Below are 21,429 nucleotides of genomic sequence, written 5' to 3'. Positions count from 1 at the left end.
GGCAGCAGGCCGACCCGGCTCTGCCTAAGGCATGTACCGGAGGCTTGAATGGGCCGTTATGTCATAAGACGCCTTTTGCAGGCGATACCTGTCCTGCTGGGCGCCACCGTTCTCATCTTCTGCATCGTCTTCGCGCTGCCTGGCGACCCCATCGCATCGCTGATGGGCGAGAAGCGTCAGGACCCCGCCGTCGCCGAGGTGCTGCGCGAGCAGTACCACCTCAACGATCCGCTGCTGCTGCAGTACTGGTACTACATCAGCGGCGTCCTCCTCAGAGGCGACTTCGGCACCACGTTCTCCAGGGTGCCCGTCTCGGAGATCATGGCGGGCAAGTTCCAGGTCACCCTTAATCTCGCCGTGACCGCGCTGGTCATGGAAGCAGTCATCGGCGTCGGCCTGGGTCTGTGGGCGGCTCTTCGCCGCGGCAAGGCCTCAGACACCATGATCCTCGCCTCGACCCTGCTGCTGATCTCCGTCCCCACGCTGGTGACCGGGTTCGTGCTGCAGCTGATCCTCGGCGTGAAGCTCAAGGTCTGGACCGGAGTGGAGATCTTCCCGGTCGCGGGCAACTCGGACTGGCGCGGCTACCTCCTGCCCGGCTTCGTCCTGGCGGGCACGTCGATCGCCTATCTCACCCGGCTGACCAGAACGAGCCTGGTGGAGACGCTGAGATCCGACTTCATCCGTACGGCGACCGCCAAGGGGCTGTCCAGACGCAGGGTGGTCGGCAGGCACGGACTGCGCAACGCGTTGATCCCCCTGGTCACCTTCCTGGGTGCGGACCTCGGCAACCTCATGGGTGGAGCCGTCATCACCGAGTCGATCTTCAACCTGCCAGGGATCGGCAATCAGTTGTTCCAGTCGGTTTACTTGCGAGAACAGCCTATTGTCGTGGGAATCACCACGATTCTGGTGCTGATATACCTTCTGGCCAACCTTGTCGTGGACCTGTTGTACGCAGTGCTCGACCCGAGGATCCGTTATGAGTGACATCCGGCCGGTAGGCCCCACGCATCCGGAAACCGCGGAGGCGACCACCATGCCGCCCGTCACCCAGGACGGCACGCCGCTGCCCGTGGCCAAGGAGGGCAAGCCGGCGAGCCTCTGGTCCGACGCCTGGTACGACCTCAGGCGCAGGCCGATGTTCATCCTGTCCGCCGTCCTCATCGCGATCCTGCTGGTGATGGCGGTCTGGCCGTCGCTGTTCACCTCGATCAACCCGTTCAACGCCAGGACCTGCGAGCTGGTCACGGCCAGGCAGGCGCCCAGCGCCGGGCACCTGTTCGGCCGCGACAACCTGGGCTGCGACGTCTTCGCCAGGACGATCTACGGCGCGCGCAACTCGATCGTGATCGGCTTCGCCGCCACGATCGCGACGGCGCTCATCGGCGGTCTCCTGGGTCTGATGGCCGCCTACTTCGCCGGTCTGGCCGACACCGTCGCCTCGCGCGTCACCGAGGTCTTCTTCGCGATCCCCCCGATCCTGGGCGCCCTGCTGATCATGGCGACGTTCCGGTCGGCCGAGTCGAGGATCTGGCTGGTCGTGCTGGCGCTGGCCGTACTGGCCTGGCCGATGACCTTCCGCATCATGCGGGCCGCGGTGATCACGGCCAAGAACCAGGACTTCGTGGTCGCGGCCAGAGCTCTGGGCGCTGGTCACACCCGGATCATGTTCCGGCACCTCCTGCCGAACGCGCTCGCTCCGGTCATCGTGGTCGCCACGATCAACCTGGGCGTGTTCATCGCGGCGGAGGCCGCCCTGTCCTTCCTCGGCGTCGGTGTCACCAGGCCGGACATCTCGTGGGGCCTGATGATCTCGGACGCGCGCCAGCGCTTCCTCGAGGCTCCACTCCCGCTGGTCTTCCCGGCGGTGTTCCTGAGCATCACGGTGCTCGCGTTCATCATGCTCGGCGACGCGGTGCGCGACGCGCTCGATCCGAAGCTGCGGTAGGGGGAAATCGTGGGAAAGACAGCACCCGACCTGTTGCCGGCCGAGGGAGGGCTCGGCAACGAACCGCTGCTCGAGATCGACGACCTGCACGTGGAGTTCAACACGCGCGCGGGAGTCGTGCGGGCGGTCAACGGCGTGAGCTACTCGCTGGAGGCAGGGGAGACGCTCGCCGTACTCGGTGAGTCAGGCTCGGGGAAGTCCGTGACCGCTCAGGCGATCATGGGCATCCTCGACATGCCGCCGGCCCGCATCCCATCGGGCACGATCAAGTTCAGGGGCACCGACCTGCTGCGGCTCTCCGAGGAGGCCCGCACCCAGGTCAGGGGCCAGCGCATCGCGATGGTCTTCCAGGACGCGCTCTCGGCGCTCAACCCGGTCTTCACCGTCGGGTGGCAGATCGGCGAGATGTTCCGCGTCCACCGCGGGATGAACAGGCGCGACGCGCAGAAGAAGGCGATCGAGCTGATGGACCGGGTGCGCATCCCGGCGGCCAAGCAGCGGGTCAACGACTACCCCCATCAGTTCTCCGGCGGTATGCGCCAGCGCATCATGATCGCCATGTCCATCGCCCTCGACCCCGAGGTGCTCATCGCCGACGAACCGACGACGGCGCTGGACGTGACGGTGCAGGCGCAGATCATGGAGCTCCTCGCCGAGCTCCAGCGCGAGAGCAACATGGGCCTGATCCTGATCACGCACGACCTCGGCGTGGTCGCCGACGTCGCCGACAAGATCGCGGTGATGTACGGCGGGCGCATCGTGGAGAACGCGCCCGTCTTCGACATCTACCGGGCGCCCGCGCATCCGTACACGAAGGGCCTGCTCGAGTCGATCCCCAGGGTCGACCAGAAGGGCCAGGAGCTGTACGCGATCAAGGGAATGCCGCCCAACCTGCTCGACATGCCGTCAGGCTGCGCGTTCCATCCGAGGTGTCCCTACCGGCAGGACAACTGCGTGACCGATCCGCCGCCGCTCTACATGATCAGCGGCGAGCGCAACAGCGCCTGCCACTACTGGAGGGAGGTCCTCGATGGCACCGACGGGTGAGAAGATCCTCGAGGTACGCGACCTGGTCAAGCACTTCCCGCTGACCCAGGGCATCGTCCTCAAGCGCCAGGTCGGCGCCATCAAGGCGGTCGACGGCCTCTCCTTCGACCTGCACAGGGGAGAGACGCTCGGCGTCGTGGGCGAGTCCGGCTGTGGCAAGTCCACGCTGGCCAAGCTGTTGATGGCGCTGGAACGGCCGACGGCGGGCTCCGTCATGATCAACGGCAAGGACATGGCACGCGCGCGCGGCGGCGACCTCAAGCGCATGCGGCGCAACATCCAGATGGTCATGCAGGACCCGTACACGTCGCTGAACCCCCGCATGACGGTCGGCGACATCATCGGCGAGCCGTACGACATCCACACCGAGGTCGCGCCCAAGGGTGACCGGCGGCGCAAGGTGCAGGACCTGCTCGAGGTCGTCGGGCTCAACCCCGACCACATCAACCGCTACCCGCACCAGTTCTCCGGCGGCCAGCGCCAGCGCATCGGCATCGCGCGGGGGCTGGCGCTCCAGCCGGAGATCATCGTCTGCGACGAGCCGGTCTCCGCGCTCGACGTGTCGATCCAGGCGCAGGTCATCAACCTGCTGGAGCGGCTGCAGAACGAGTTCAACCTGGCGTACATCTTCATCGCGCACGACCTGTCCGTGGTGCGGCACATCTCGGACCGGGTCGCGGTGATGTACCTGGGCAAGATCGTGGAGCTCGGCAAGGACACCGAGATCTACGACAGGCCGGCGCATCCGTACACCCAGGCGCTGCTGTCGGCGGTTCCCGTCCCCAACCCTGAGGACAGGGAGCTGCGCGAGCGGATCATCCTGCAGGGCGACCCGCCGTCGCCGGCCAACCCGCCCTCGGGCTGCCGCTTCCGCACCCGCTGCTGGAAGGCTCAGGAGATCTGCGCGGAGGAGGAGCCGCTCCTGCAGATCAGGCCGGGCACGAGTCACGAGAGCGCGTGCCACTTCGCCGAGTCGCACGACGTGGTCCACGTCGGCTAGGCATGGACGAGCCCTCCACGGTCAGACCGTGGAGGGCTCGAACGTGTTCGTGTTGCTTCGTGGTTACGGAGCCACAGCGGCCGTGACCGGGGCGACGGCGTCGGTCACCGGAGCGGTGACAGCGCCGAGGCCGGGAACGGCGCCGGTGACGGAGCTGAGGCCGGGAACGGCGCCGGTGAGGCCGCCCAGACCGCCGGTGAGGCCGTCCAGCGGGCTACCGCCGCCGGCGCCGCCCAGCAGGCCGGTGACGCTGTCCAGCGGGCTGCCACCGCCACCGCCACCGAGGAGGCCGCCGATCAGCGGCAGACCCTTGAGCGGCTCGCACACGACGGACAGCGCCTCTGCGCCGGGGACACCCGGGATGCAGGCGGGCTTGGCGTCGGCCGAGGCGGCACCAGCGAAGGCGGTGAGCGCGGCACCGGCGACGACTGCGCCGACGAGAATACGACGGATCATTGGTATTTCCCCCCGAAGGAACACCGGGCGGAGCGGATCAACTGTGAATACGTTCCGCAACCGGCTAGCTACTAGCTGTAGTCGCCAGTATCCATACCCCGGTGCCAACCGTCCAACACCACTCACTTCGTGGCGAGGATGGCCGAGCCATGACCAAACAGACCTTGGTTGACAGCAAGCCCAACTTGGGCGTGTTCGACTTGACGTTCGCCTGCCGTACCCCGCAGTTGCCAGGTCAGTTCGCACACCTGGGCGATGGCCTGAGCGGGGATCGCTTCGCCGAAAGACGCGAGCCCGCCTGAGGGATTGACGGGTGTGCGCCCGCCCAGAGAGGTGTCCCCGGAGCGCAGCAGCTTGTCCGCCTCTCCTGGCGCGCAAAGGCCGATGTCCTCGATCCAGTCAAGCTCCAGCGCGGTCGACAGGTCGTACACCTCGGCGAAGGACACTTCGCGCGGTCCGATGCCCGCCTCCTCGTAGGCGGCGTGCGCGATCGCGGCCCGGAAAGGACGCTGCGGAGCCGGTACGGCTGCCGCCGAATCGGTCGCGAAGTTGGGCAGTTCCAGGGTCGTGTTGGGGAACGTCGGCGTGACCGTCGAGACGGCCGCGATGCGCACCGCGTCGCGCAGGCCCAGGCGCCTGGCGTAGGTCTCCGAGACGAGCACGAGGGCGGCGCCGCCGTCGGAGGTGGCGCAGATGTCCATGAGGTGCAGCGGGTCGGCGACCATGGGTGAGGCGAGCACCTCCTCGACGGTCACGGTCCTGCGGTAGCGGGCGTTGGGGTTGAGCGACCCGGCGAGCGCGTTCTTCACCTTGACGGCGGCGAAGTCCTCGGGCGTCGTGCCGTGCAGCGCCATCCGCCGACGAGCATAAAGTGCGAAATATCCGGGATTTGTGGCGCCGAGCAGCCGGAACCGCAGCCAGTCCGGGTCGTCGTGCCGGTCGCCGCCCACCGGCTTGAAGAAGCCCTTCGGGGTCGAGTCCGCGCCCACCACCAGGGCCACGTCGCACATCCCGGCCAGGATCCTGGTCCTGGCGATGTCGAGCGCCTGCGCCCCGGACGCGCACGCCGCGTAGCAGGAGGCGATCCGCGCGCCCGACCACCCCATCGCCTGCGCGAACGTCGATCCCGCGACGAAGCCCGGATAGCCGTTCCTGATCGTGTCCGCGCCCACCACGAAGTCCACGTCGGTCCAGGCGATCCCGGCGTCGCGCAGCGCCGCCCTCGCGGCGGCCACGCCGTACTCCACGAAAGGTCTGCCCCACTTGCCCCACGGGTGCATGCCCACCCCGGCCACCAGCGCGCTGGTCATGAGGCCGCACCCCACATCCACACCAGCGGGCCGTCGGCGAGCGGGCCGTGCGTGAGCTCCAGCTCCATGCCGACCTCGAGCTGCTCGACGGTCAGCCCGGCCACCTGGCCGAGCACGATGATGCCCTCGTCGGCCAGTTCCACCGCGGCCAGCGTCACCGGCGTGTACGGCTGCGCCGCCACGAACGGTTCTGGCGGGGCGTAGCAGGCGTTGGTGTAGGACCAGACCGTCCCTCTGCGCGAGAGCCTGGTCTCCTCCATCGCCTCGCCCTCGCAGTGCGGGTTGCGGCAGAAGCCCTGCTGGGGCGGGAAGTAGACGGTACGGCATGCCGTACATCTGGTGCCGACCAGATGGGTGACGCCGCCTTCGACGGTGAACCACGGGGGGACCATAGGACGCAGTATCACACAAGCGCTTGCTAGGTTACAGTCTTCCGCTGCCTGAGGTGCAGCACCACGACCCTGACCCCCATCGCCCCGGCGAGCAGCACCAGCGACAGCACCACGAAGATCCGCGAGGACGGCTCGCCGGGCGGCGGGCCGCCGCCGAAGTAGGCGCTGGGCCGCGCGTTGGCCTTGAGCGGGGTGGGGCGCGCCAGCTTGGCCGCCTCCTTGAGCGCGAGCCACGCGTTGACCACGCCGTGCCCGTAGGAGCGGTTGTGCCCGCCGTACGGCCTGGCCCTGGTGCCGCGCTCGATGGACCTGCGCACCTGCAGCGGCGTCAGGTCCGGGTGCTTGGACATGATGAGCGCGGCGATGCCGGTCACCATGGCGGCGGCCGAGCTGGTGCCGTCGCCGATCACGTAGGAGTCCGGGCCGTCCGCGCTGATGATCCCGGTGCCCGGGGCGACGACGGACAGGTATTCCTGGCGGTTGGAGAACCTGGCCACCTTCAACGACCGGTCGACCGCGCCCACGGCGATCACTCCGGGGTAGGCGGCGGGGAAGTTCTTCCTGTTGGTGGTGTCGCCGTCGTTGCCGGAGGAGGCCACCAGGACCGCGCCGCGCTCCAGCGCGTACTGCACCGCCTCCTCCTCGTCCGCCGAGCCCTCCCACGAGCCGCTGCCGCCGCCCAGGGACATGCTGACGATGTCCGCGCCGTGGTCGACCGCGTAGCGGATGCCCCTGGCCAGCGCGTCGCGCCCGGCTGTGCTCTGCTTGCCGCGCTGGGGGTCGTCGTTCTCCAGCGTCACCCTGATCGAGAGCACCATGGCCGCGGGGGCGACGCCGAGGACGCCGCGCCCGTCGCCGTGTCCGTGGCCCGCGATGAGGCTGGCCATGGCGGTGCCGTGGTGCCCCCAGAGCTTGCGTGGGCGGGTGGAGCCGGTCAAGTCGGGGCCCTGGGTGACCACGCCGCGCAGGTCGGGGTGGCGGTCGTCGACGCCGGTGTCGAGGACGGCGACGAGCACCCCCTCGCCCCTGCTCGTGCGCCAGGCCTCGGGGAGGCGGAGCTGCTGGAGCTGCCACTGCCTGTCGCGCGCGGTGTCGTCGGCTGGGGCCGAGGTGATCAGGAGTACGGCGAGCAGCCCGGCCAGGGCGCCGGTCATCGGATGAGCTCCTTGTTGAGCGCCGCTGCCAGCTGCTTGGCCACGCCGCTGAGCCTGGGCTCCGCCTTGCCGCCGGGGCGGTATATGCGGCCGTCCGAGTAGCCGGCGGCGGTGAGCACGACGTAGCGCTCGCCTGAGGCCTCCACGGCGCCGGTGATGTACTGGCGCTCGCCGAACATCTCGGCTGCGCCTGGGAAGGCGACCGGTCTGACGGTCGGCGGGCGGTCGGTGCCCCAGGGGCCGGTGAACCGCTCCGCGCTTCCGGAGAGTACGGCGATGCCGGCTGTGGCGACGAAGGTCTGGGTGCTGTCGGAGTAGGTGGCGCGGAGGGCGGTGACGCAGTTGGCCATGGCGCGGGCTACGGGGGGTTGGAAGGCGTCACGGCAGGACGTCTCTGGCGCGATGCCGGCCAGGACGTAGGTGACGTGCGCTCCGGACGGGCTCTTGCCTGGGAGCGTACTGGGAAAGATCTTGGAGGCGGGCCAGGCGTGCCAGCGTTCGGGGATGGCGGGCTCGGACTGGGGCCAGATGAGTGCTGAGATCAGTGCGACGGACAGAAGGATCACGTCGGCCTCGGGGGAAGGGGGGAGGGGACGCTGGTGCTGCCGTGCATTCTGGCACGCGGTCTACCGCCCAGTCCGACGGTTCAGTAAACAGACCGATACGCGGGGTAACACCCCATCCGTCCCCCTCGTCACCCCACCCACCCCCTCCTTAACCATCCCCATCACCCACCACTCCCTCGCCATCCACCCCCGCCCGCCCGCCCTCCGCCCGCCCACCCGCCCGCCCCCGGTCCTGCTGTGGCGAGCGACCTCTGGCAGTGGCCGCCCGCGCGTGGTGCTCTCTTGAGGAGCTTCCAACAGAACGAGCCCCCAGAACCCTCAGGAGAGGAGGCCCTTCTCTCCTCGTGCGGGGAGAGGTCTCTGCAGGAGGCCGTCAATCGGATCTTGGCGATCTTGACGAGGGTTTAGCTGTGGTTGGTTCGGCGTTCGTGGGTCGCGTGCGAGCCTGCGGTCGCGGATCGGCCGGCCGACGGCTCGCTCGACCACTCTGCGGTGGGGTCAGCATCCGGAAACCCTGGATGTCCTGGCTGCGTTCAGCGATCTGCACGGCTGGCCGGGCGAGGATCTTCCGGCCGTCTGGCCGGCCCTGGAGGCAGGCGTCGCCCGTGTCCGAGCTACGCCTCCGTGACGCCGAGCTCGGCCAGCGCCAACCTGTCTTCGTCGAGATCCCGGAGCTTCGTGTCCGGCACGAACAGCGTGGTCACGAAGATCACGACGGCGAAGGCGGCGACGGTGACGAAGACCGGGGTCATCGCCGAGACGTATGCCGACGGGCTCGCCGCGTCGATGGCGTCCAAAGAGGACAGCCGCAGGGTCAGCAGCACCCCGAACAGCGAGCCGCCGACTGCCCCACCGAGCGTCCGGAAGAACGTGCTCGACACCGTGACCACGCCGAGGTCGTCGTCGGTCGCGGCGTTCTGCGTGCCGAGGATGAACATCTGCTGCATCAGCCCGGCGCCGACACCCACGACGAGCGCGAAGACGCGGACCATCCAGATGGAGCTGTCCGGGGTGAGCGTGGTGAGGAGCGCGCCGCCGGTCGCCAGCAGCGGTGCACCGAGCAGGATGAAGATCCGGAAGCGGCCCAGCCTGCTCGCCATCATCCCGGTGAGCACGGAGGTGCCGACCATGCCGAGGGTGAGCGGGAGCATGCTCAGGCCGGCCTCTGTCGGGCTGATGTGCTGGGCGAGCTGGACAAAGACCGTCAGGTAGATCAGCAGTCCGGAGAAGACCATCCCGAGCAGCAGGCTGCCCAGGTTGAGGATGGAGAAGGTGCGTTCGTGGAAGAGCCTGATCGGCAGGATCGGTTCGGTGGCCCGCCGCTCCCACAGGACGAACGCCGCGACCAGCGCAAGTCCGCCGAGTCCGGGCAGCAGGACCTGCCAAGAGGCCCACGGGTAGGACTGGCCGCCCCATTGCGCGGCCAGCAGTACCCCGCTGACACCGGCAACCATCAGCAAGGCGCCGATCGCGTCGAGCTTGGGCCGCTCGCGCCGGAACGAGGGTGGCAGCAGTACGGCGTTGACGATGATCGCGAGCACGCCGATCGGGATGTTGAGTGCGAAGACGGCGTGCCAGTCGAAGGCGATTCCGAACACGGAGCCTCCGCCTGCGAAGACACCGCCGACGACCGGCCCGAGCAGGCTGGATGATGCGAACACGGCGCCGAAGCCGCCTTGGTACTTGCCGCGCTCGCGCGGGCTGACAAGGTCGGCGAGCACGGCGAAGGTCACGCTGACCAGCGCGCCACTGCCGACGCCTTGAACACCGCGGGCGAGGATCAATATCGGCATGTTGGCCGACAGTGCCGCGATGAGCGAGCCGAGGACGAACAGGCTCATGGCGGCGATGTAGGTGAGTTTGCGGCCGTAGAGGTCGGAGATCTTCCCGGCGAGCGGCATGACCGCTGTCGACGTCAGGAGGTAGGCGGTGACCAGCCAGCCGGTCTGGCCCGCTGCGGTGGAGGCGGCGCCGTCCAGGTCGCGCACGATCGACAGGGCGAGCGTGGTCACGACCATCTGGTCGATGGCCGAGACGAACATGCCAATCAGCAGCGCTAAGAAGATCACGATCAGGCGTCCCCTGCTCACCCGGCGGGTGAGGGGTGGCGCGGCGGTGGTCGACATCACATCTCCTTACTGATCGTCCGGTAAGTAGCTGCGATGGTAGCCTACTAATCGATCGGTAAGTCAAGCGCGGAGGTTTGCGATGGAAACGCGGGAGCGGATCCTGGATGTCGCCGTCGACCTGTTCGCCGAGGTGGGCTACGACAAGGCAAGCATCCGAGAGCTCGCGAGCCGGCTCGGTTTCACCACAGCGGCGCTCTACTACCACTTCCAGAACAAGCAGGAGATCCTCACCGCGGTCGCCGAGAGCGTGTGCCAGGAGGTGGAGGCCCTCGCCGCCGAGGCTGATGCCACGCCCGCGACCGCTCAGCGCAGCGTGGATCTCCTGGCCAGCTACTTCGGGATCGTGACGGCTCGACCGCGGATCATGACCGTCCTGGAGAGCAGCATTGCCACCCTGCGCACCCTGGAGGTCGGCAAGCGCACAGCCACCGCCATGGCGAGGTTGTCCGAGCTGCTGGCCGTCGACGACCGGCCGGAATCCCGCCTGCGCGCCGAAGCCGCGCTTGGAATTCTCACCACCCTGCACCGCCGGGTATCCGGTTCGGTCGAGGACCTCCGCCCGCATCTGCTCGCGGCGGCCTACGGCGCGCTGGTATATCCGGCCGACGAGTAGGGAGTCAGGGGGCGGGGGAGAGGCGGACGCGGGCGCCTGGGGGGAGGCCGAGGCGTTGGGCGGCGTCCCCGCAGTTCACGGCTATCGCGATCAAGTCGGCCGAGTCGGCGAAAGCCACCAGCTCCCCAGGAGCCACCGCGGAGAAGGATTCGCGGAAAGGCATCGAGAGTTGCCGTCGTCCCAGCCACACGGCCAGTGTGTCGCCCACCCTGACGCCCAATGCGGTCAGGTCGCCGGAGGAGATTGAGAGTTGGGTGTTGCCGTATCTGTCTACGGAGACGACCTCGCCCTCCACCAAGCCCTCGCGGAGGACCGATGTCGGTGCCGGTAGGGAGACCAGGCGGGTCAGGGGGATCTCCTGGCCCAGGTCCGCCGCCTTGTGTCCGGTGCACAACCGGGCCGCCACCGGGGCGTACATGTCGCGCCCGTGGAACGTCGGTGACACCGGCCGCAGGAACAGCTCCTCGTTGGTGATCTCATAAGCCGCCCGCGCACCGCCGCTGGCGTGGATCGCCCACGACAGCAGCCCGTTGTCCGGCCCGATGAACACGTGCGGCCCCGCCTCCACCGCCACAGCCCGCCGCCCCCCGCCCGCGCCCGGGTCCACAGCGCCGATATGCACCCCTGGAGGCAGGTACGGAATGGTCTGCGCGAGAATGGCCGCGCCCCGCCGTACATCCCCCGAGGGGACCACGTGGCAGACGTCGATGACCCGCGTCTGGGGAGCGATCCTGGCGATCACACCGTGACATGCCGCCACGTATCCGTCTTCGAGCCCGTAGTCCGTGAGAAGCGTGATGACTGAGGTCACACTTGGTGACTGTACGTCTCCGCAACCGCCGTGAACACCCGCACATTGCACATTACGATGGGCCACGGGCCGCGTGCCCACGACGTGATCGTCGTGGGTCCGACCGAGGAGGAGACCATGGACACTGCACCGATCAGCGGTGACAGTGCTGCCCAGGAACCGACCCGCCAGCCCCTCTCCGCACGTGATCTCGAGCTCCTCGCCTTCGAGCGCCAGTGGTGGCGCTACGCGGGCGCCAAGGAGCACGCCATCAAGGAGGCCTTCGGGTTCTCCGCCACCCGCTACTACCAACTGCTCGGCGAACTCATCGACAGGCAGGAAGCTCTGGAGCACGACCCGATGCTGGTGAAGCGGCTGCGCAGGCTGCGCTCCACCCGCCAGCGCGAGCGCGCAGCCAGACGTTTCGGAATGCGTCCCTGAAAGTCGGGGTACGGCTGCCGCGTGATGAACATCCCCGGAATCCCATCCATCGTGAACGATCCGGCGGGGGCCGTGATCGGACTCGACTTCGACGGCACCCTGTCGCCGATCGTGCCCGACCCCGCCTCCGCCAAGATCCACCCCGCGGCCCCAGGCGTCCTGGCCGAGCTCGGCAGGAGCGTCGGCGCCGTGGTCATCGTCACGGGCAGACCCGCCGCCCAGGCCATCGAGCTCGGGGACGGCCTGGCCGACGTGCCCGGCCTGGTCGTGCTCGGCCACTACGGCTTCGAGCGCTGGGAGAACGGCAGGATCAGCGCCCCGCCGCCACCGGCAGGAGTGCCGAGGGCTGCGGCAGAACTGCCGCTGCTGCTCGGCTCGCTCGGCCTCACCGACGTGGCCGTCGAGGACAAGGGGCGGGCCGTGGCCGTCCACACCAGGCGCAGCGCCGACCCGGACGGAGCGCTGGAGCTGCTGCGCGAGCCGCTGGAGAAGCTGGCGGCCAAGCACGGGCTGACCACCGAGCCCGGCCGCATGGTCATCGAGCTGCGCCCGCCCGGCATGGACAAGGGGCAGGCGCTGTCGATGTTCCTGGCCGAGCGGGCGGCGCGTTCCGTCATGTTCGTCGGCGACGACCTGGGCGACCTGCCCGCCTTCGCGGCCGTGCGCGCGTCCGGGCTGCCAGGCGTGACGGTGTGCAGCGGCTCGGCCGAGGTGACCGCGCTGGCCGGCCAGGCCGATCTCGTGGTGGACGGGCCCGACGGGGTGGTCGAGCTGCTTCAGGAATTGCGCAAACGAATTGCAACCGCGACGCACTAGCTTCGCGCCCATGAGGAAGATCGCCATTGCGGCCTTAGCCGCCACATCCATGCTGGCCTTAGCTCCGTCGGCGGCGAACGCGTCGATGGGGGAGCGCACGCTGGCGTTCCGCGGCCTGACGCTCCACCTGCCGGACTCCTGGACGATCTACAAGGTGCACGGCGGCCTCCACGTGGTCACCGGTAGGTGCGCCAAGCCCAAGGGCGGGTTCTTCACCCCCGACTGCCGCGGCTTCTGGGTGCTCGGGCCCGGGGCGATCAAGTACGGCTCCGAGGGCTTCGGGCCGTACAAGCCGGACAGGGGCTACTACCCGGCGTCCGACGTCGAGCCCTGTCCGGTCAACGGCAAATACTGGCGCACCGGTGCTGCGGGCAAGACGGTCAAGGGCTACCGCCAGGTCGGCGACGGGCACAAGGCCGTCTACCGCGCCTGGCCGAACAAGTGCGGCGACCAGAGCGGCAAGGACACGAACGTCCGCTTCACCCAGCGCGAGTGGTACCTGCCCAAGTCGAAGATCCTCATCGTCGACGACTGGAACACCCAGGGCCTTCCCTTCATCCTCGAGAACGGCGAGTGGACCGCATGATCACGACTCTCACGCTCACGGCTGCCCTCCTGCTCACGGGAGCGCAGGTGGACACCGGGACCAAGGAGGTCACCTTCCGCGGGATGACGCTCCAGATCCCCTCGTCGTGGAAGCTCAAGAAGAGTGACGGAGGCGACGCGATCCACGTGCTCACCGGCGGCTGCCCCGCCCGAGCCATGGAGTGCAGGGGATTCTGGCTCCTCGGCCCCCGGGGCATCAAATACGCCAGCGAGGGCGGCCCGTACGAACTCGAGGAGCCCTACCACCCCAGCACCGGCGTGACGGAGTGCACGCTGGACAAGCACTACTGGTCGGAGCCGCAGCCGCAGAAGCCGAGCGTGTCCGGGGTGCGGCCGATGGGCGCCGGGCACAAGGCGACCTACCGCCAGTGGCAGATCGACTGCCACACCCCCAAGGGCAAGCCGACCAAGGTCGGCTACCCGCAGAAGATCTGGCACCTGCCCAAGTCGAAGATCCTCGTCGTCGACGAGTTCAGCACGCCCGGCCTCGACAGGATCTTCAAGAACGCCGTCTGGAAGTGAGCACGCCGCCGATGGCCAGCCCCACCAGGACGGGCACGAGCAGGAACGCCTGGTGGGTGCCGAAGCCGTCGGCGAGCGCGCCGAGCAGGAACGGTCCCGCGCCCATCGCCACCCCGGCCCAGATGGGCGCGGCGGCCGCCGCCCTCTCGCCGCCGTGGGCGATCATCCCGGCCAGCGCGAGCGGGAAGTGCAGCGAGACGCCCAGCCCGCTGATCGCCAGCCCGGCATAGGACAGCAGCGGCTCGGTGCTCACCCAGAACAGGAACCACCCTCCGCCGGACACCAGGAGCGCTCCCACGAGCAGCGTGACCGGGTTGAACCGCAGCGCGAGCGGCGTCCCAGCGAACCTGCCCGCCGCGATCCCGGCGATGAAAGCGGTCAGCCCGGTCGCCGCCGTGGCCGCGTCGAGCCCGGTGCGCAGGGAGAACAGCGAGGCGCCCCAGAGGTTGAAGCAGAACTCCGTGGCCACGCAGCACAGCAGCACGACCCCGGCCAGGTGGAAGCGCCACCCGACCCGCGTCGGCGCGGCGGCGGGCGCGTCGTGGTCCTCCTCTGCCGCCGGGATCCACACCTTCCCCATGAGTACGGCGAGCAGCAGGCTGCCCACCGGGGTGACCAGCAGCGCGGCCCGCCATCCGAGCCCGGCCTGCGCTGCCGCGCTGAGCCCGAAGGTGACGGCGATGCCCGCGGTCACGGCGAACGCGTTCGCCTCGTTGATCGCCGCGGGGCCAGCCTGGCCGTGATGGTCGCTGAGGGCGGCCATCGCGGTGTAGAGCATGACGGAGCCGAACAGCCCGGCTATGCCGTACCCGGCAAGGGTGAGGGGCAGCGCCGAGCTGAGCAGGACCATCGCCAGGCCGGCGTTGACGCCGGCCAGGCCGATCCAGGTGGTGGCGCGCGAGCCGTACCTGCGGACGCAGGCGCCGAGCGAGGCGCCGGCCAGGATCGTGCCCGCTGCCATGGCGGTGCCGTGCAGCCCCGCGACCGTGTTGGAGGTGTGCTGCTCCAGCCGGAGCAGGGGGAGCGCGGCGCTGAGGCCGTAGATGTAGGTGGCGAAGGTGGCGAGTTGGAGGTAGATCAGCCAGGTCGGCCGGTCTCTGGTGAGCGTGATCGGCCCCGCGACGGTCGTCACCAGGCGGCCCCTGTCATGAAAGGTGAAATTTCCCCTCAAATCCTAGTTCAGGGCGTTCAGCTGGGCCGACAGCCATTTCTGTGGCGGCAGCGCCGTCGCTGCGGCCTTGAGCCGGAGGGCTCTGGCCGCCCGCTCCTCCTCCGGCATGACCAGCGCCCTGTGCAGCGCGTCCGCCGTCTCGCAGACGTCGTAGGGGTTGACCACGAGCGCGTCGGCGCCCAGCTCGGCCGCCGCCCCCGCCTCGCGGGACAGGACCAGCGCGCAGGACGGCGACAGGATCGGGCCCTCCTTGGCGACCAGGTTCATGCCGTCGCGGATCGGGTTGACGAGCAGCACGTCGGCCATGCGGTAGGCGGCCAGCGAGCGGGGGTAGTCGTCGTTGACGTTGAGTATGAGCGGGTCCCAGTCCTCGGTGGCGTACTCGTCCTCGATCTCCTTGGCGCAGCGCTGCACGGCCGCGGTGTACTCGCGGTACTCGGGCAGGTCGTGCCTGCTGGGGTAGGCGAAGGCCAGGTGGACCACGCGGCCGTGCCATTCGGGATGGTCGGCCAGGAACTCCCGGTAGGCGGCCAGGCCGCGCACGATGTTCTTGGACAGCTCGGTGCGGTCGATGCGGACGATCAGCTTGCGGTCGCCGACCTGGTCCCTGAGCGCGGTCATGTGCGACTCCACGTCGGGCTCGCAGGCGCGGCGCCAGAGGGCGTCGCCGTCCACGCCCAGGGGGTGCACGCCGATGCGGGTGCTGCGCCCCTCATGAGTCACGATATTTCCGGAGACGTGGGCGTTGAGCAGCGCCGCGCAACAGTCCACGAACGCCCGCGCCCACCGGGCCGTCAGGAACCCGGCGTGGTCGGCGCCCAGGATGCCTTCGAGGACCTCCCGGCCGACGTCGTCGGGCAGCAGCGAGAAATACTCGGGCGGCGCCCACGGCGTGTGGCTGAAGTGCGCGATGCGCAGGTCGGGCCGCTCGGCGCGGAGCATCGCCGGGGTGAGCGTCAGGTGGTAGTCCTGCACCATCACCCGCGCCCCGTGCCCCGCCTCCTCGGCCAGCGCCAGGGCGAAGGCGCCGTTGTAGTCGCGGTACGACTCCCACTCCCGCTTGAACCGCGTGCCGAAGTGCGGCGCGTTGGGGATGTCGTAGAGCAGGTGGTTGACGAACCAGAGCGTGGAGTTGGCCACCGCGTTGTAGGCCCGGTGGAAGGTGGCCGGCGGGATGTCGAGCATCCGCAGCGCACCCGTGTCGTAGCCCGAGCCGTCGAGCCGCCCGCCGGGCGCCTGCCGTACGGCGGAGCGGTCGCCGTCGGACAGGGCGGCACAGACCCACAGGACGCCCTCGTCCTTGGCCACGCCCGACAACCCGGAGACCAGGCCGCCACCGCCGCGTTTCATGGTCAGCACGCCGTCGTCGGAGACGGTGAAAGAGACGGGTCCCCTGTTGGAGGCCACCAGGACGCTGTGCATCTTTACTCCGCGGCTTTGTGGATGGTTAACCAAACATGACCCCCGACCATAGGATCCCGCTATGGCGCTAGATGAGCTAACCGAGGAACTTGCCGTCGCGGCCGCCGGTGGTGACCACCGCGCGCTGGGCGAGCTGCTGCGGCGGATCGAGCCGGACGTGATGCGGCACTGCAGCCGGATCCTGCCCTACACCCAGGATGCCGAGGAGGCGTGCCAGGACACCCTGCTCGCCGTGGCGCGCAACATCGGGCGCTTCGAGGGCAGGGCGCGCTTCAGCACCTGGCTGCACATCGTCACGGCCAACTGCGCGCGCACGACCTACCGGTCGCTGAAGCGGCGGGCGGCCGAGCAGACCTCCGAGGACCTGCCGATGCAGAAGCCGGACGTGCGCCGGGTGAGCGTGATCGCCGGTTCGCGGCTCGACCTGCTCGACGCGATGGAGTCGCTGGAGGCGGAGAAGCCCGACCTGGCCCAGGCGCTGGTGTTGCGCGACATCGTGCAACTCGACTACAACGAGGTGGCCGAGCAGCTCGGCATCCCGCTCGGCACCGCGAAGTCGCGCATCCACCAGGCGCGCAAGTACGTCCAGGCGGCGCTGGGCGAGGATTATCGGTGAGACCGTTCGTCTCACCCGGTGAGACGGCTGTGCCCTGTACGGAGAGTCCAGGGTAGAGTCGCGTCTACAACTGAATATGTGCGGACTTGCTCCGCACTGCTCATCCAGAGGGGTGGAGGGAACGGCCCTGCGAAGCCCCGGCAACCTCCCGGACTGATCTCGTGACGTGACGAGGCCGACCGGGACGAGGTGCCAATTCCGGTCTGTGGCCAGGGTGGTCGCAGACGAAGATGAGGGAAGGCCTCGCTTCATGTCGCTTGACTTCGGTCCTGCTGTAGCCCTCTCCTGCCGCGAGTGCGGCACCCGCTACGACCTCGGCCCCAGCTTCGCCTGCCTGGAGTGTTTCGGGCCACTCGAGGTGGCCTACGACTTCGGTACGGTGACCCGCTCGCAGATCGAGTCGGGCCCCGCCAACATCTGGCGTTACCGCTCGCTCCTCCCCGTTCCCGTCGACGTCGCGTCGAAGCGGAACATGAACCCCGGCTGGACGAAGCTCGTCAAGGCCGACAACCTGGGCAAGGAGCTCGGCTTCAAGTCCCTGCACGTCAAGGACGACTCGGGCAACCCCACCCACTCCTTCAAGGACCGCGTGGTCGCGATCGCCGTCGAGGCGGCGCGCAACTTCGGCTTCCACACCCTATCCTGCTCCTCCACCGGCAACCTGGCCGGCGCGGTCACCGCCGCCGCCGCCCGCGCCGGGCTCGACGCCTGCGTGTTCATCCCCGCCGACCTGGAGCAGGCGAAGATCGCGATGGCCCGGGTGTTCGGCGGCACGCTCGTCGGCATCGACGGCACCTACGACGAGGTCAACCGCTTCTGCTCGGAGCTGATCGGCGACCCGCTGGGTGACAAGTGGGGCTTCGTCAACGTCAACCTGCGCCCTTACTACGCGGAGGGATCCAAGACGCTGGCCTACGAGATCGCCGAGCAGCTCGGCTGGCGCCTGCCCGAGCAGATCATCGTCCCCGTGGCCTCAGGGTCGCAGCTGACGAAGATCGACAAGGGGTTCAAGGAGCTGATCGCGCTCGGGCTGGTCGAGGACGCGCCTTACAAGATCTTCGCGGCGCAGGCCCTGGGCTGCTCGCCGGTGTCGGCCGCCTACAAGGCGGGACACGACGTCGTCCAGCCGGTCAAGCCGGACACCATCGCCAAGTCGCTGGCGATCGGCAATCCCGCTGACGGGCCCTACGTGCTCGACATCGCCCGTCGTACCGGTGGGGCCGTGGAGGACGTCACCGACCCCGAGATCGTCGACGCGATCAGGCTGCTGGCCTCCACGGAGGGCATCTTCGCCGAGACGGCCGGCGGGGTCACCGTCGGAGTGCTGAAGAAGCTCGCCGAGACGGGCCAGATCGATCCCTCGCTGGAGACCGTGGTGCTCAACACCGGTGACGGCCTCAAGACGCTCGACGCCGTGGCCTCGACGGCCCGGCCCAGCGCAGTGATCAAGCCCTCGCTCGACGCGTTCCGCGCGGCTCTCTGACAACAACGAAAGGCGAGTTAACCATGAGTGTTTCTGTGCGGATTCCCACCATTCTGCGGACCTACACCGGCAGCAAGGCCGAGGTCGGCGGAGAGGGCGCGACGCTTCGCGACGTGCTTCAGAAGCTCGATGCCGACTATCCGGGGATCGGGGCGCGAATTCTGGATGAATCGGGCAAGATTCGCCGTTTTGTCAACGTTTATGTTGGTGAAGAGGATGTCCGTTTCGCGGAGGGTCTCGACACTGTCACTCCCGAAGGCGCACAGATCTCCATCATTCCGGCGGTGGCGGGCGGCTGAAGCCCCGCATCCCAGGCGCCCCCGGGCTTCCCGGTGGGCGCCTTACTTTTATATTCAACAAAAAATTGACTCTGTTGCCCTACGGCATGACGAAGGTATGGTCGAGGGCGGTTGTTCTGGCGTGATTTACCCATATGTCAGGGCGACCACGGATCTCGCGGGTGGAATGGGTGGGGTCCGGAGCCCAGTAAGAGGAGTCGGAAAGTGGCGCAGGGCACCGTCAAGTGGTTCAACGCGGACAAGGGCTATGGCTTCATCGCGGTAGACGGTGGTAAAGATGTGTTCGTCCATTACTCAGCGATCATGATGGATGGCTATCGGTCTCTCGAACAGGGCCAGCGGGTCGAGTTCGAGATCACCCAAGGACAGAAGGGGCCTCAGGCCGAGGCTGTCCGGGCGGTCTGAATCATGTAACGGGTATGCACCGGCAGCTCACGCGGCAACGCAGTCCGTGGGGATCTGCCACATCACCTTCGTCGACTCGAAAACGCCAGGGCCCTTCACGGGGCCCTGGCGTCCTCGTGCCTGAAGGTCTACTGGTAGGTGCCCGTCACCGGCGGGACGGCGCTGAACGGGCAACTCTTCTTCGGCTCGACCCCCGCGCAGGCGGCCATGCAGGGGTTGGAGTAGGTCTTGCCGTCGGTGCCGACGACGGGGTTGTACTCCTTGGTGCAGATGCACGGCTCTGATGCGTACGCAGGAGCGGTGAGCACGAAGAGGGCCAGCGCGAAACCGCCGAGTAGTCGTTTCATAGGGACATAGTGTAATCAAAAGGTCACCGTACGTATGAAGCGACGACCGGCTTCGGCTTGCACTCGACCAGGTAGAGTGCTAAACAGTTCGTTGGCACTCTCTGTCCGAGAGTGCCAGCACAATTGGATCGAGACGCTGGGACCTGCCGCACGGAGATGCAGGTCCAAGTGCACGACCTACATCGAGCAGGCCGTGCACAAATGCCGTCGCGGGCAACGTCTCGGTTCAACTTAAGCCACCCTGCATCTGGGAGGTCTAGCCTTATGGCAGCCAAGATGATCGCGTTTGACGAGGAAGCCCGGCGCGGTCTCGAGCGCGGTATGAACCAGCTCGCCGACGCCGTCAAGGTGACCCTCGGCCCCAAGGGCCGAAACGTCGTGCTGGAGAAGAAGTGGGGCGCCCCCACGATCACCAACGATGGTGTTTCCATCGCCAAGGAGATCGAGCTCGAGGACCCGTGGGAGAAGATCGGCGCCGAGCTGGTCAAGGAAGTCGCCAAGAAGACGGACGACGTCGCGGGTGACGGCACCACCACCGCCACCGTGCTCGCCCAGGCGCTGGTCCGCGAGGGCCTGCGCAACGTGGCAGCCGGCGCCAACCCGATGGCTCTGAAGAAGGGCATCGAGGCTGCCGTCGAGCGCGTCAGCGAGGAGCTCTCCAAGCTTGCCAAGGACGTGGAGACCAAGGCGCAGATCGCGTCGACCGCCTCCATTTCCGCCGGTGACACGCAGATCGGCGAGATGATCGCCGAGGCGATGGACAAGGTCGGCAAGGAAGGTGTCATCACCGTCGAGGAGAGCAACACCTTCGGCCTCGAGCTTGAGCTCACCGAGGGCATGCGCTTCGACAAGGGCCTGATCTCGATGTACTTCGTCACGGACTCCGACCGCATGGAGGCCGTTCTCGAAGACCCGTACATCCTGATCGTCAACAGCAAGGTCTCCGCCAACAAGGACCTGCTGCCGCTGCTCGACAAGGTCGTGCAGTCCGGCAAGCCGCTGCTGATCATCGCTGAGGACGTCGAGGGCGAGGCTCTCGCCACCCTGGTCGTCAACAAGATCCGCGGTCTGTTCCGCTCCGTCGCCGTCAAGGCGCCGGGCTTCGGCGACCGTCGCAAGGCCATGCTGGCCGACATCGCGATCCTGACCGGTGGTCAGGTCATCGCCGAGGAGGTCGGGCTCAAGCTGGAGACCGCCACCCTCGACCTGCTGGGCCGCGCCCGCAAGGTGGTCGTCACCAAGGACGAGACGACGATCGTCGACGGCGCCGGTGACGCCGACTCCATCTCCGGCCGGGTCAACGAGATCCGCGCCGAGATCGAGCGCACCGACTCCGACTACGACCGTGAGAAGCTCCAGGAGCGCCTCGCCAAGCTCGCCGGCGGCGTCGCCGTCATCAAGGCGGGCGCGGCCACCGAGGTCGAGCTCAAGGAGCGCAAGCACCGCATCGAGGACGCCGTTCGCAACGCGAAGGCGGCCGTCGAGGAGGGCATCGTCCCCGGCGGCGGCGTGGCGCTGCTGCAGGCCGGCACCAAGGCGTTCGACAAGCTCGAGCTCCTGGGTGACGAGGCCACCGGTGCGGCGATCGTGAAGAAGGCTCTCGAGGAGCCGCTGAAGCAGATCGCGATCAACGCCGGCCTCGAGGGCGGCGTCGTGGTGGAGAAGGTTCGCAACCTGACCCCAGGTGAGGGCCTCAACGCCGCCACGGGCGAGTACGTCAACATGTTCGAGGCCGGAATTCTCGACCCCGCCAAGGTGACGCGCTCCGCGCTGCAGAACGCCGCTTCCATCGCGGCGCTGTTCCTCACGACCGAGGCTGTCATCGCCGAGAAGCCGGAGAAGAACTCCCCGGCCCCGGGCGGCATGCCCGGCGGCGGCGACATGGACTTCTAA

At 68.3% G+C, this 21,429-nt stretch carries 24 protein-coding genes and 1 riboswitch; of the genes, 14 read left to right on the top strand and 10 right to left on the bottom strand.

Features of this window, described 5'->3' with window-relative positions; genetic code table 11:
* Window positions 1-48: 48 nt before the first annotated feature.
* From ACIBG8_RS50180 to ACIBG8_RS50165, 4 genes are read left to right on the top strand one after another with little or no spacing between them, the layout of a single operon-like run.
* Window positions 49-990: an ABC transporter permease gene (locus tag ACIBG8_RS50180; RefSeq protein ID WP_397350443.1), complete on the top strand. Its 942-nt coding sequence runs from the start codon at window positions 49-51 to the stop codon at window positions 988-990.
* Complete coding sequence (locus tag ACIBG8_RS50175) at window positions 983-1,951, top strand: ABC transporter permease (protein ID WP_397350442.1); 969 nt, start codon at window positions 983-985, stop codon at window positions 1,949-1,951. The genes ACIBG8_RS50180 and ACIBG8_RS50175 overlap by 8 nt, the downstream gene beginning before the upstream one ends.
* A gap of 9 nt (window positions 1,952-1,960) precedes the next feature.
* Window positions 1,961-2,998, top strand: coding sequence for an ABC transporter ATP-binding protein (locus ACIBG8_RS50170; protein WP_397350441.1), 1,038 nt, complete (start codon window positions 1,961-1,963; stop codon window positions 2,996-2,998).
* Window positions 2,982-3,998: an ABC transporter ATP-binding protein gene (locus tag ACIBG8_RS50165; protein ID WP_397350440.1), complete on the top strand. Its 1,017-nt coding sequence runs from the start codon at window positions 2,982-2,984 to the stop codon at window positions 3,996-3,998. The genes ACIBG8_RS50170 and ACIBG8_RS50165 overlap by 17 nt, the downstream gene beginning before the upstream one ends.
* 63 nt (window positions 3,999-4,061) lie before the next feature.
* Here the strand turns inward: ACIBG8_RS50165 and ACIBG8_RS50160 are convergent, their stop codons facing one another.
* From ACIBG8_RS50160 to ACIBG8_RS50135, 6 genes are all read right to left on the bottom strand, one after another.
* Window positions 4,062-4,454, bottom strand: a complete 393-nt coding sequence (locus ACIBG8_RS50160) for a hypothetical protein (RefSeq protein WP_397350439.1) — start codon at window positions 4,452-4,454, stop codon at window positions 4,062-4,064.
* A 122-nt stretch (window positions 4,455-4,576) separates the two neighbouring features.
* A complete protein-coding gene (locus tag ACIBG8_RS50155; protein WP_397350438.1) occupies window positions 4,577-5,764 on the bottom strand; it encodes a lipid-transfer protein in 1,188 nt (395 codons plus the stop codon).
* Entirely contained in the window at window positions 5,761-6,156 is a 396-nt protein-coding gene (locus tag ACIBG8_RS50150) for a Zn-ribbon domain-containing OB-fold protein (RefSeq protein WP_397350437.1), read from the bottom strand. Before ACIBG8_RS50150 ends, ACIBG8_RS50155 begins: the two co-directional genes overlap by 4 nt.
* 26 nt (window positions 6,157-6,182) lie before the next feature.
* Window positions 6,183-7,310, bottom strand: coding sequence for a type VII secretion-associated serine protease mycosin (gene mycP, locus ACIBG8_RS50145; protein ID WP_397350436.1), 1,128 nt, complete (start codon window positions 7,308-7,310; stop codon window positions 6,183-6,185).
* Window positions 7,307-7,876 carry a hypothetical protein gene (locus tag ACIBG8_RS50140; RefSeq protein ID WP_397350435.1) on the bottom strand — a complete coding sequence of 190 codons (570 nt, stop codon included), beginning with the start codon at window positions 7,874-7,876 and terminating at the stop codon, window positions 7,307-7,309. Before ACIBG8_RS50140 ends, mycP begins: the two co-directional genes overlap by 4 nt.
* 614 nt (window positions 7,877-8,490) lie before the next feature.
* Complete coding sequence (locus ACIBG8_RS50135; protein ID WP_397350434.1) at window positions 8,491-10,002, bottom strand: MFS transporter; 1,512 nt, start codon at window positions 10,000-10,002, stop codon at window positions 8,491-8,493.
* Window positions 10,003-10,084: 82 nt separating this feature from the next.
* Between ACIBG8_RS50135 and ACIBG8_RS50130 the strand changes: the two genes are divergently transcribed.
* Complete coding sequence (locus ACIBG8_RS50130) at window positions 10,085-10,618, top strand: TetR/AcrR family transcriptional regulator (RefSeq protein WP_397350433.1); 534 nt, start codon at window positions 10,085-10,087, stop codon at window positions 10,616-10,618.
* A 4-nt stretch (window positions 10,619-10,622) separates the two neighbouring features.
* Here the strand turns inward: ACIBG8_RS50130 and ACIBG8_RS50125 are convergent, their stop codons facing one another.
* Window positions 10,623-11,429 (bottom strand): S-adenosyl-l-methionine hydroxide adenosyltransferase family protein, encoded by an 807-nt coding sequence (locus ACIBG8_RS50125; protein ID WP_397350432.1) that lies wholly within the window; start codon window positions 11,427-11,429, stop codon window positions 10,623-10,625.
* A 117-nt stretch (window positions 11,430-11,546) separates the two neighbouring features.
* Between ACIBG8_RS50125 and ACIBG8_RS50120 the strand changes: the two genes are divergently transcribed.
* From ACIBG8_RS50120 to ACIBG8_RS50105, 4 genes are read left to right on the top strand one after another with little or no spacing between them, the layout of a single operon-like run.
* Window positions 11,547-11,849: a DUF3263 domain-containing protein gene (locus tag ACIBG8_RS50120; RefSeq protein ID WP_397350431.1), complete on the top strand. Its 303-nt coding sequence runs from the start codon at window positions 11,547-11,549 to the stop codon at window positions 11,847-11,849.
* A 24-nt stretch (window positions 11,850-11,873) separates the two neighbouring features.
* Entirely contained in the window at window positions 11,874-12,665 is a 792-nt protein-coding gene (otsB, locus tag ACIBG8_RS50115; RefSeq protein ID WP_397350430.1) for a trehalose-phosphatase, read from the top strand.
* Between the two features lie 10 nt (window positions 12,666-12,675).
* On the top strand, window positions 12,676-13,251 hold the full coding sequence (locus ACIBG8_RS50110) for a hypothetical protein (protein WP_397350429.1): 576 nt from the start codon (window positions 12,676-12,678) through the stop codon (window positions 13,249-13,251).
* Entirely contained in the window at window positions 13,248-13,793 is a 546-nt protein-coding gene (locus tag ACIBG8_RS50105) for a hypothetical protein (RefSeq protein ID WP_397350428.1), read from the top strand. Before ACIBG8_RS50110 ends, ACIBG8_RS50105 begins: the two co-directional genes overlap by 4 nt.
* Here the strand turns inward: ACIBG8_RS50105 and ACIBG8_RS50100 are convergent.
* Both ACIBG8_RS50100 and ACIBG8_RS50095 read right to left on the bottom strand, forming a co-directional pair.
* Window positions 13,771-14,925 (bottom strand): MFS transporter, encoded by a 1,155-nt coding sequence (locus ACIBG8_RS50100; protein ID WP_397350427.1) that lies wholly within the window; start codon window positions 14,923-14,925, stop codon window positions 13,771-13,773. The genes ACIBG8_RS50105 and ACIBG8_RS50100 overlap by 23 nt on opposite strands.
* 42 nt (window positions 14,926-14,967) lie before the next feature.
* Window positions 14,968-16,386 carry a trehalose-6-phosphate synthase gene (locus ACIBG8_RS50095; RefSeq protein WP_397350426.1) on the bottom strand — a complete coding sequence of 473 codons (1,419 nt, stop codon included), beginning with the start codon at window positions 16,384-16,386 and terminating at the stop codon, window positions 14,968-14,970.
* A gap of 61 nt (window positions 16,387-16,447) precedes the next feature.
* On the opposite strand from ACIBG8_RS50095, the gene ACIBG8_RS50090 reads away from it, so the two are divergent.
* The 4 genes from ACIBG8_RS50090 to ACIBG8_RS50075 all read left to right on the top strand — a co-directional run bounded on the left by ACIBG8_RS50090 (window position 16,448) and on the right by ACIBG8_RS50075 (window position 19,189).
* Window positions 16,448-17,002, top strand: a complete 555-nt coding sequence (locus ACIBG8_RS50090) for an RNA polymerase sigma factor (protein ID WP_397350425.1) — start codon at window positions 16,448-16,450, stop codon at window positions 17,000-17,002.
* A gap of 97 nt (window positions 17,003-17,099) precedes the next feature.
* Window positions 17,100-17,239: riboswitch (SAM riboswitch) on the top strand.
* Between the two features lie 13 nt (window positions 17,240-17,252).
* Window positions 17,253-18,485: a threonine synthase gene (gene thrC, locus ACIBG8_RS50085; protein ID WP_397350424.1), complete on the top strand. Its 1,233-nt coding sequence runs from the start codon at window positions 17,253-17,255 to the stop codon at window positions 18,483-18,485.
* A 23-nt stretch (window positions 18,486-18,508) separates the two neighbouring features.
* Window positions 18,509-18,784 carry a MoaD/ThiS family protein gene (locus ACIBG8_RS50080; protein ID WP_397350423.1) on the top strand — a complete coding sequence of 92 codons (276 nt, stop codon included), beginning with the start codon at window positions 18,509-18,511 and terminating at the stop codon, window positions 18,782-18,784.
* 204 nt (window positions 18,785-18,988) lie between these two features.
* Window positions 18,989-19,189 carry a cold-shock protein gene (locus ACIBG8_RS50075; RefSeq protein WP_173525743.1) on the top strand — a complete coding sequence of 67 codons (201 nt, stop codon included), beginning with the start codon at window positions 18,989-18,991 and terminating at the stop codon, window positions 19,187-19,189.
* 128 nt (window positions 19,190-19,317) lie between these two features.
* Here ACIBG8_RS50075 and ACIBG8_RS50070 read toward each other — a convergent pair whose 3' ends face one another.
* Entirely contained in the window at window positions 19,318-19,536 is a 219-nt protein-coding gene (locus ACIBG8_RS50070; protein WP_397350422.1) for a Kazal-type serine protease inhibitor family protein, read from the bottom strand.
* Window positions 19,537-19,800: 264 nt separating this feature from the next.
* On the opposite strand from ACIBG8_RS50070, the gene groL reads away from it, so the two are divergent.
* Window positions 19,801-21,429: a chaperonin GroEL gene (gene groL, locus ACIBG8_RS50065; protein ID WP_397350421.1), complete on the top strand. Its 1,629-nt coding sequence runs from the start codon at window positions 19,801-19,803 to the stop codon at window positions 21,427-21,429.

The organism is Nonomuraea sp. NPDC050556, assembly GCF_044457355.1.
Classification (GTDB): domain Bacteria; phylum Actinomycetota; class Actinomycetes; order Streptosporangiales; family Streptosporangiaceae; genus Nonomuraea.
Note: the sequence above shows the minus strand (reverse complement) of the source record. Positions and strands in the feature narration are given on the sequence as shown.

Excerpts from the sequence above, each read along its gene's own strand:
- ACIBG8_RS50180 (WP_397350443.1), top strand. The coding sequence starts at position 49 with ATGGGCCGTTATGTCATAAGACGCCTTTTGCAGGCGATACCTGTCCTG.
- ACIBG8_RS50175 (WP_397350442.1), top strand. The coding sequence starts at position 983 with ATGAGTGACATCCGGCCGGTAGGCCCCACGCATCCGGAAACCGCGGAG.
- ACIBG8_RS50165 (WP_397350440.1), top strand. The coding sequence starts at position 2,982 with ATGGCACCGACGGGTGAGAAGATCCTCGAGGTACGCGACCTGGTCAAG.
- ACIBG8_RS50160 (WP_397350439.1), bottom strand. The coding sequence starts at position 4,454 with ATGATCCGTCGTATTCTCGTCGGCGCAGTCGTCGCCGGTGCCGCGCTC.
- ACIBG8_RS50155 (WP_397350438.1), bottom strand. The coding sequence starts at position 5,764 with ATGACCAGCGCGCTGGTGGCCGGGGTGGGCATGCACCCGTGGGGCAAG.
- ACIBG8_RS50150 (WP_397350437.1), bottom strand. The coding sequence starts at position 6,156 with ATGGTCCCCCCGTGGTTCACCGTCGAAGGCGGCGTCACCCATCTGGTC.
- mycP (WP_397350436.1), bottom strand. The coding sequence starts at position 7,310 with ATGACCGGCGCCCTGGCCGGGCTGCTCGCCGTACTCCTGATCACCTCG.
- ACIBG8_RS50135 (WP_397350434.1), bottom strand. The coding sequence starts at position 10,002 with ATGTCGACCACCGCCGCGCCACCCCTCACCCGCCGGGTGAGCAGGGGA.
- ACIBG8_RS50130 (WP_397350433.1), top strand. The coding sequence starts at position 10,085 with ATGGAAACGCGGGAGCGGATCCTGGATGTCGCCGTCGACCTGTTCGCC.
- ACIBG8_RS50120 (WP_397350431.1), top strand. The coding sequence starts at position 11,547 with ATGGACACTGCACCGATCAGCGGTGACAGTGCTGCCCAGGAACCGACC.
- otsB (WP_397350430.1), top strand. The coding sequence starts at position 11,874 with ATGAACATCCCCGGAATCCCATCCATCGTGAACGATCCGGCGGGGGCC.
- ACIBG8_RS50110 (WP_397350429.1), top strand. The coding sequence starts at position 12,676 with ATGAGGAAGATCGCCATTGCGGCCTTAGCCGCCACATCCATGCTGGCC.
- ACIBG8_RS50105 (WP_397350428.1), top strand. The coding sequence starts at position 13,248 with ATGATCACGACTCTCACGCTCACGGCTGCCCTCCTGCTCACGGGAGCG.
- ACIBG8_RS50095 (WP_397350426.1), bottom strand. The coding sequence starts at position 16,386 with ATGCACAGCGTCCTGGTGGCCTCCAACAGGGGACCCGTCTCTTTCACC.
- ACIBG8_RS50090 (WP_397350425.1), top strand. The coding sequence starts at position 16,448 with ATGGCGCTAGATGAGCTAACCGAGGAACTTGCCGTCGCGGCCGCCGGT.
- thrC (WP_397350424.1), top strand. The coding sequence starts at position 17,253 with ATGTCGCTTGACTTCGGTCCTGCTGTAGCCCTCTCCTGCCGCGAGTGC.
- ACIBG8_RS50080 (WP_397350423.1), top strand. The coding sequence starts at position 18,509 with ATGAGTGTTTCTGTGCGGATTCCCACCATTCTGCGGACCTACACCGGC.
- ACIBG8_RS50070 (WP_397350422.1), bottom strand. The coding sequence starts at position 19,536 with ATGAAACGACTACTCGGCGGTTTCGCGCTGGCCCTCTTCGTGCTCACC.
- groL (WP_397350421.1), top strand. The coding sequence starts at position 19,801 with ATGGCAGCCAAGATGATCGCGTTTGACGAGGAAGCCCGGCGCGGTCTC.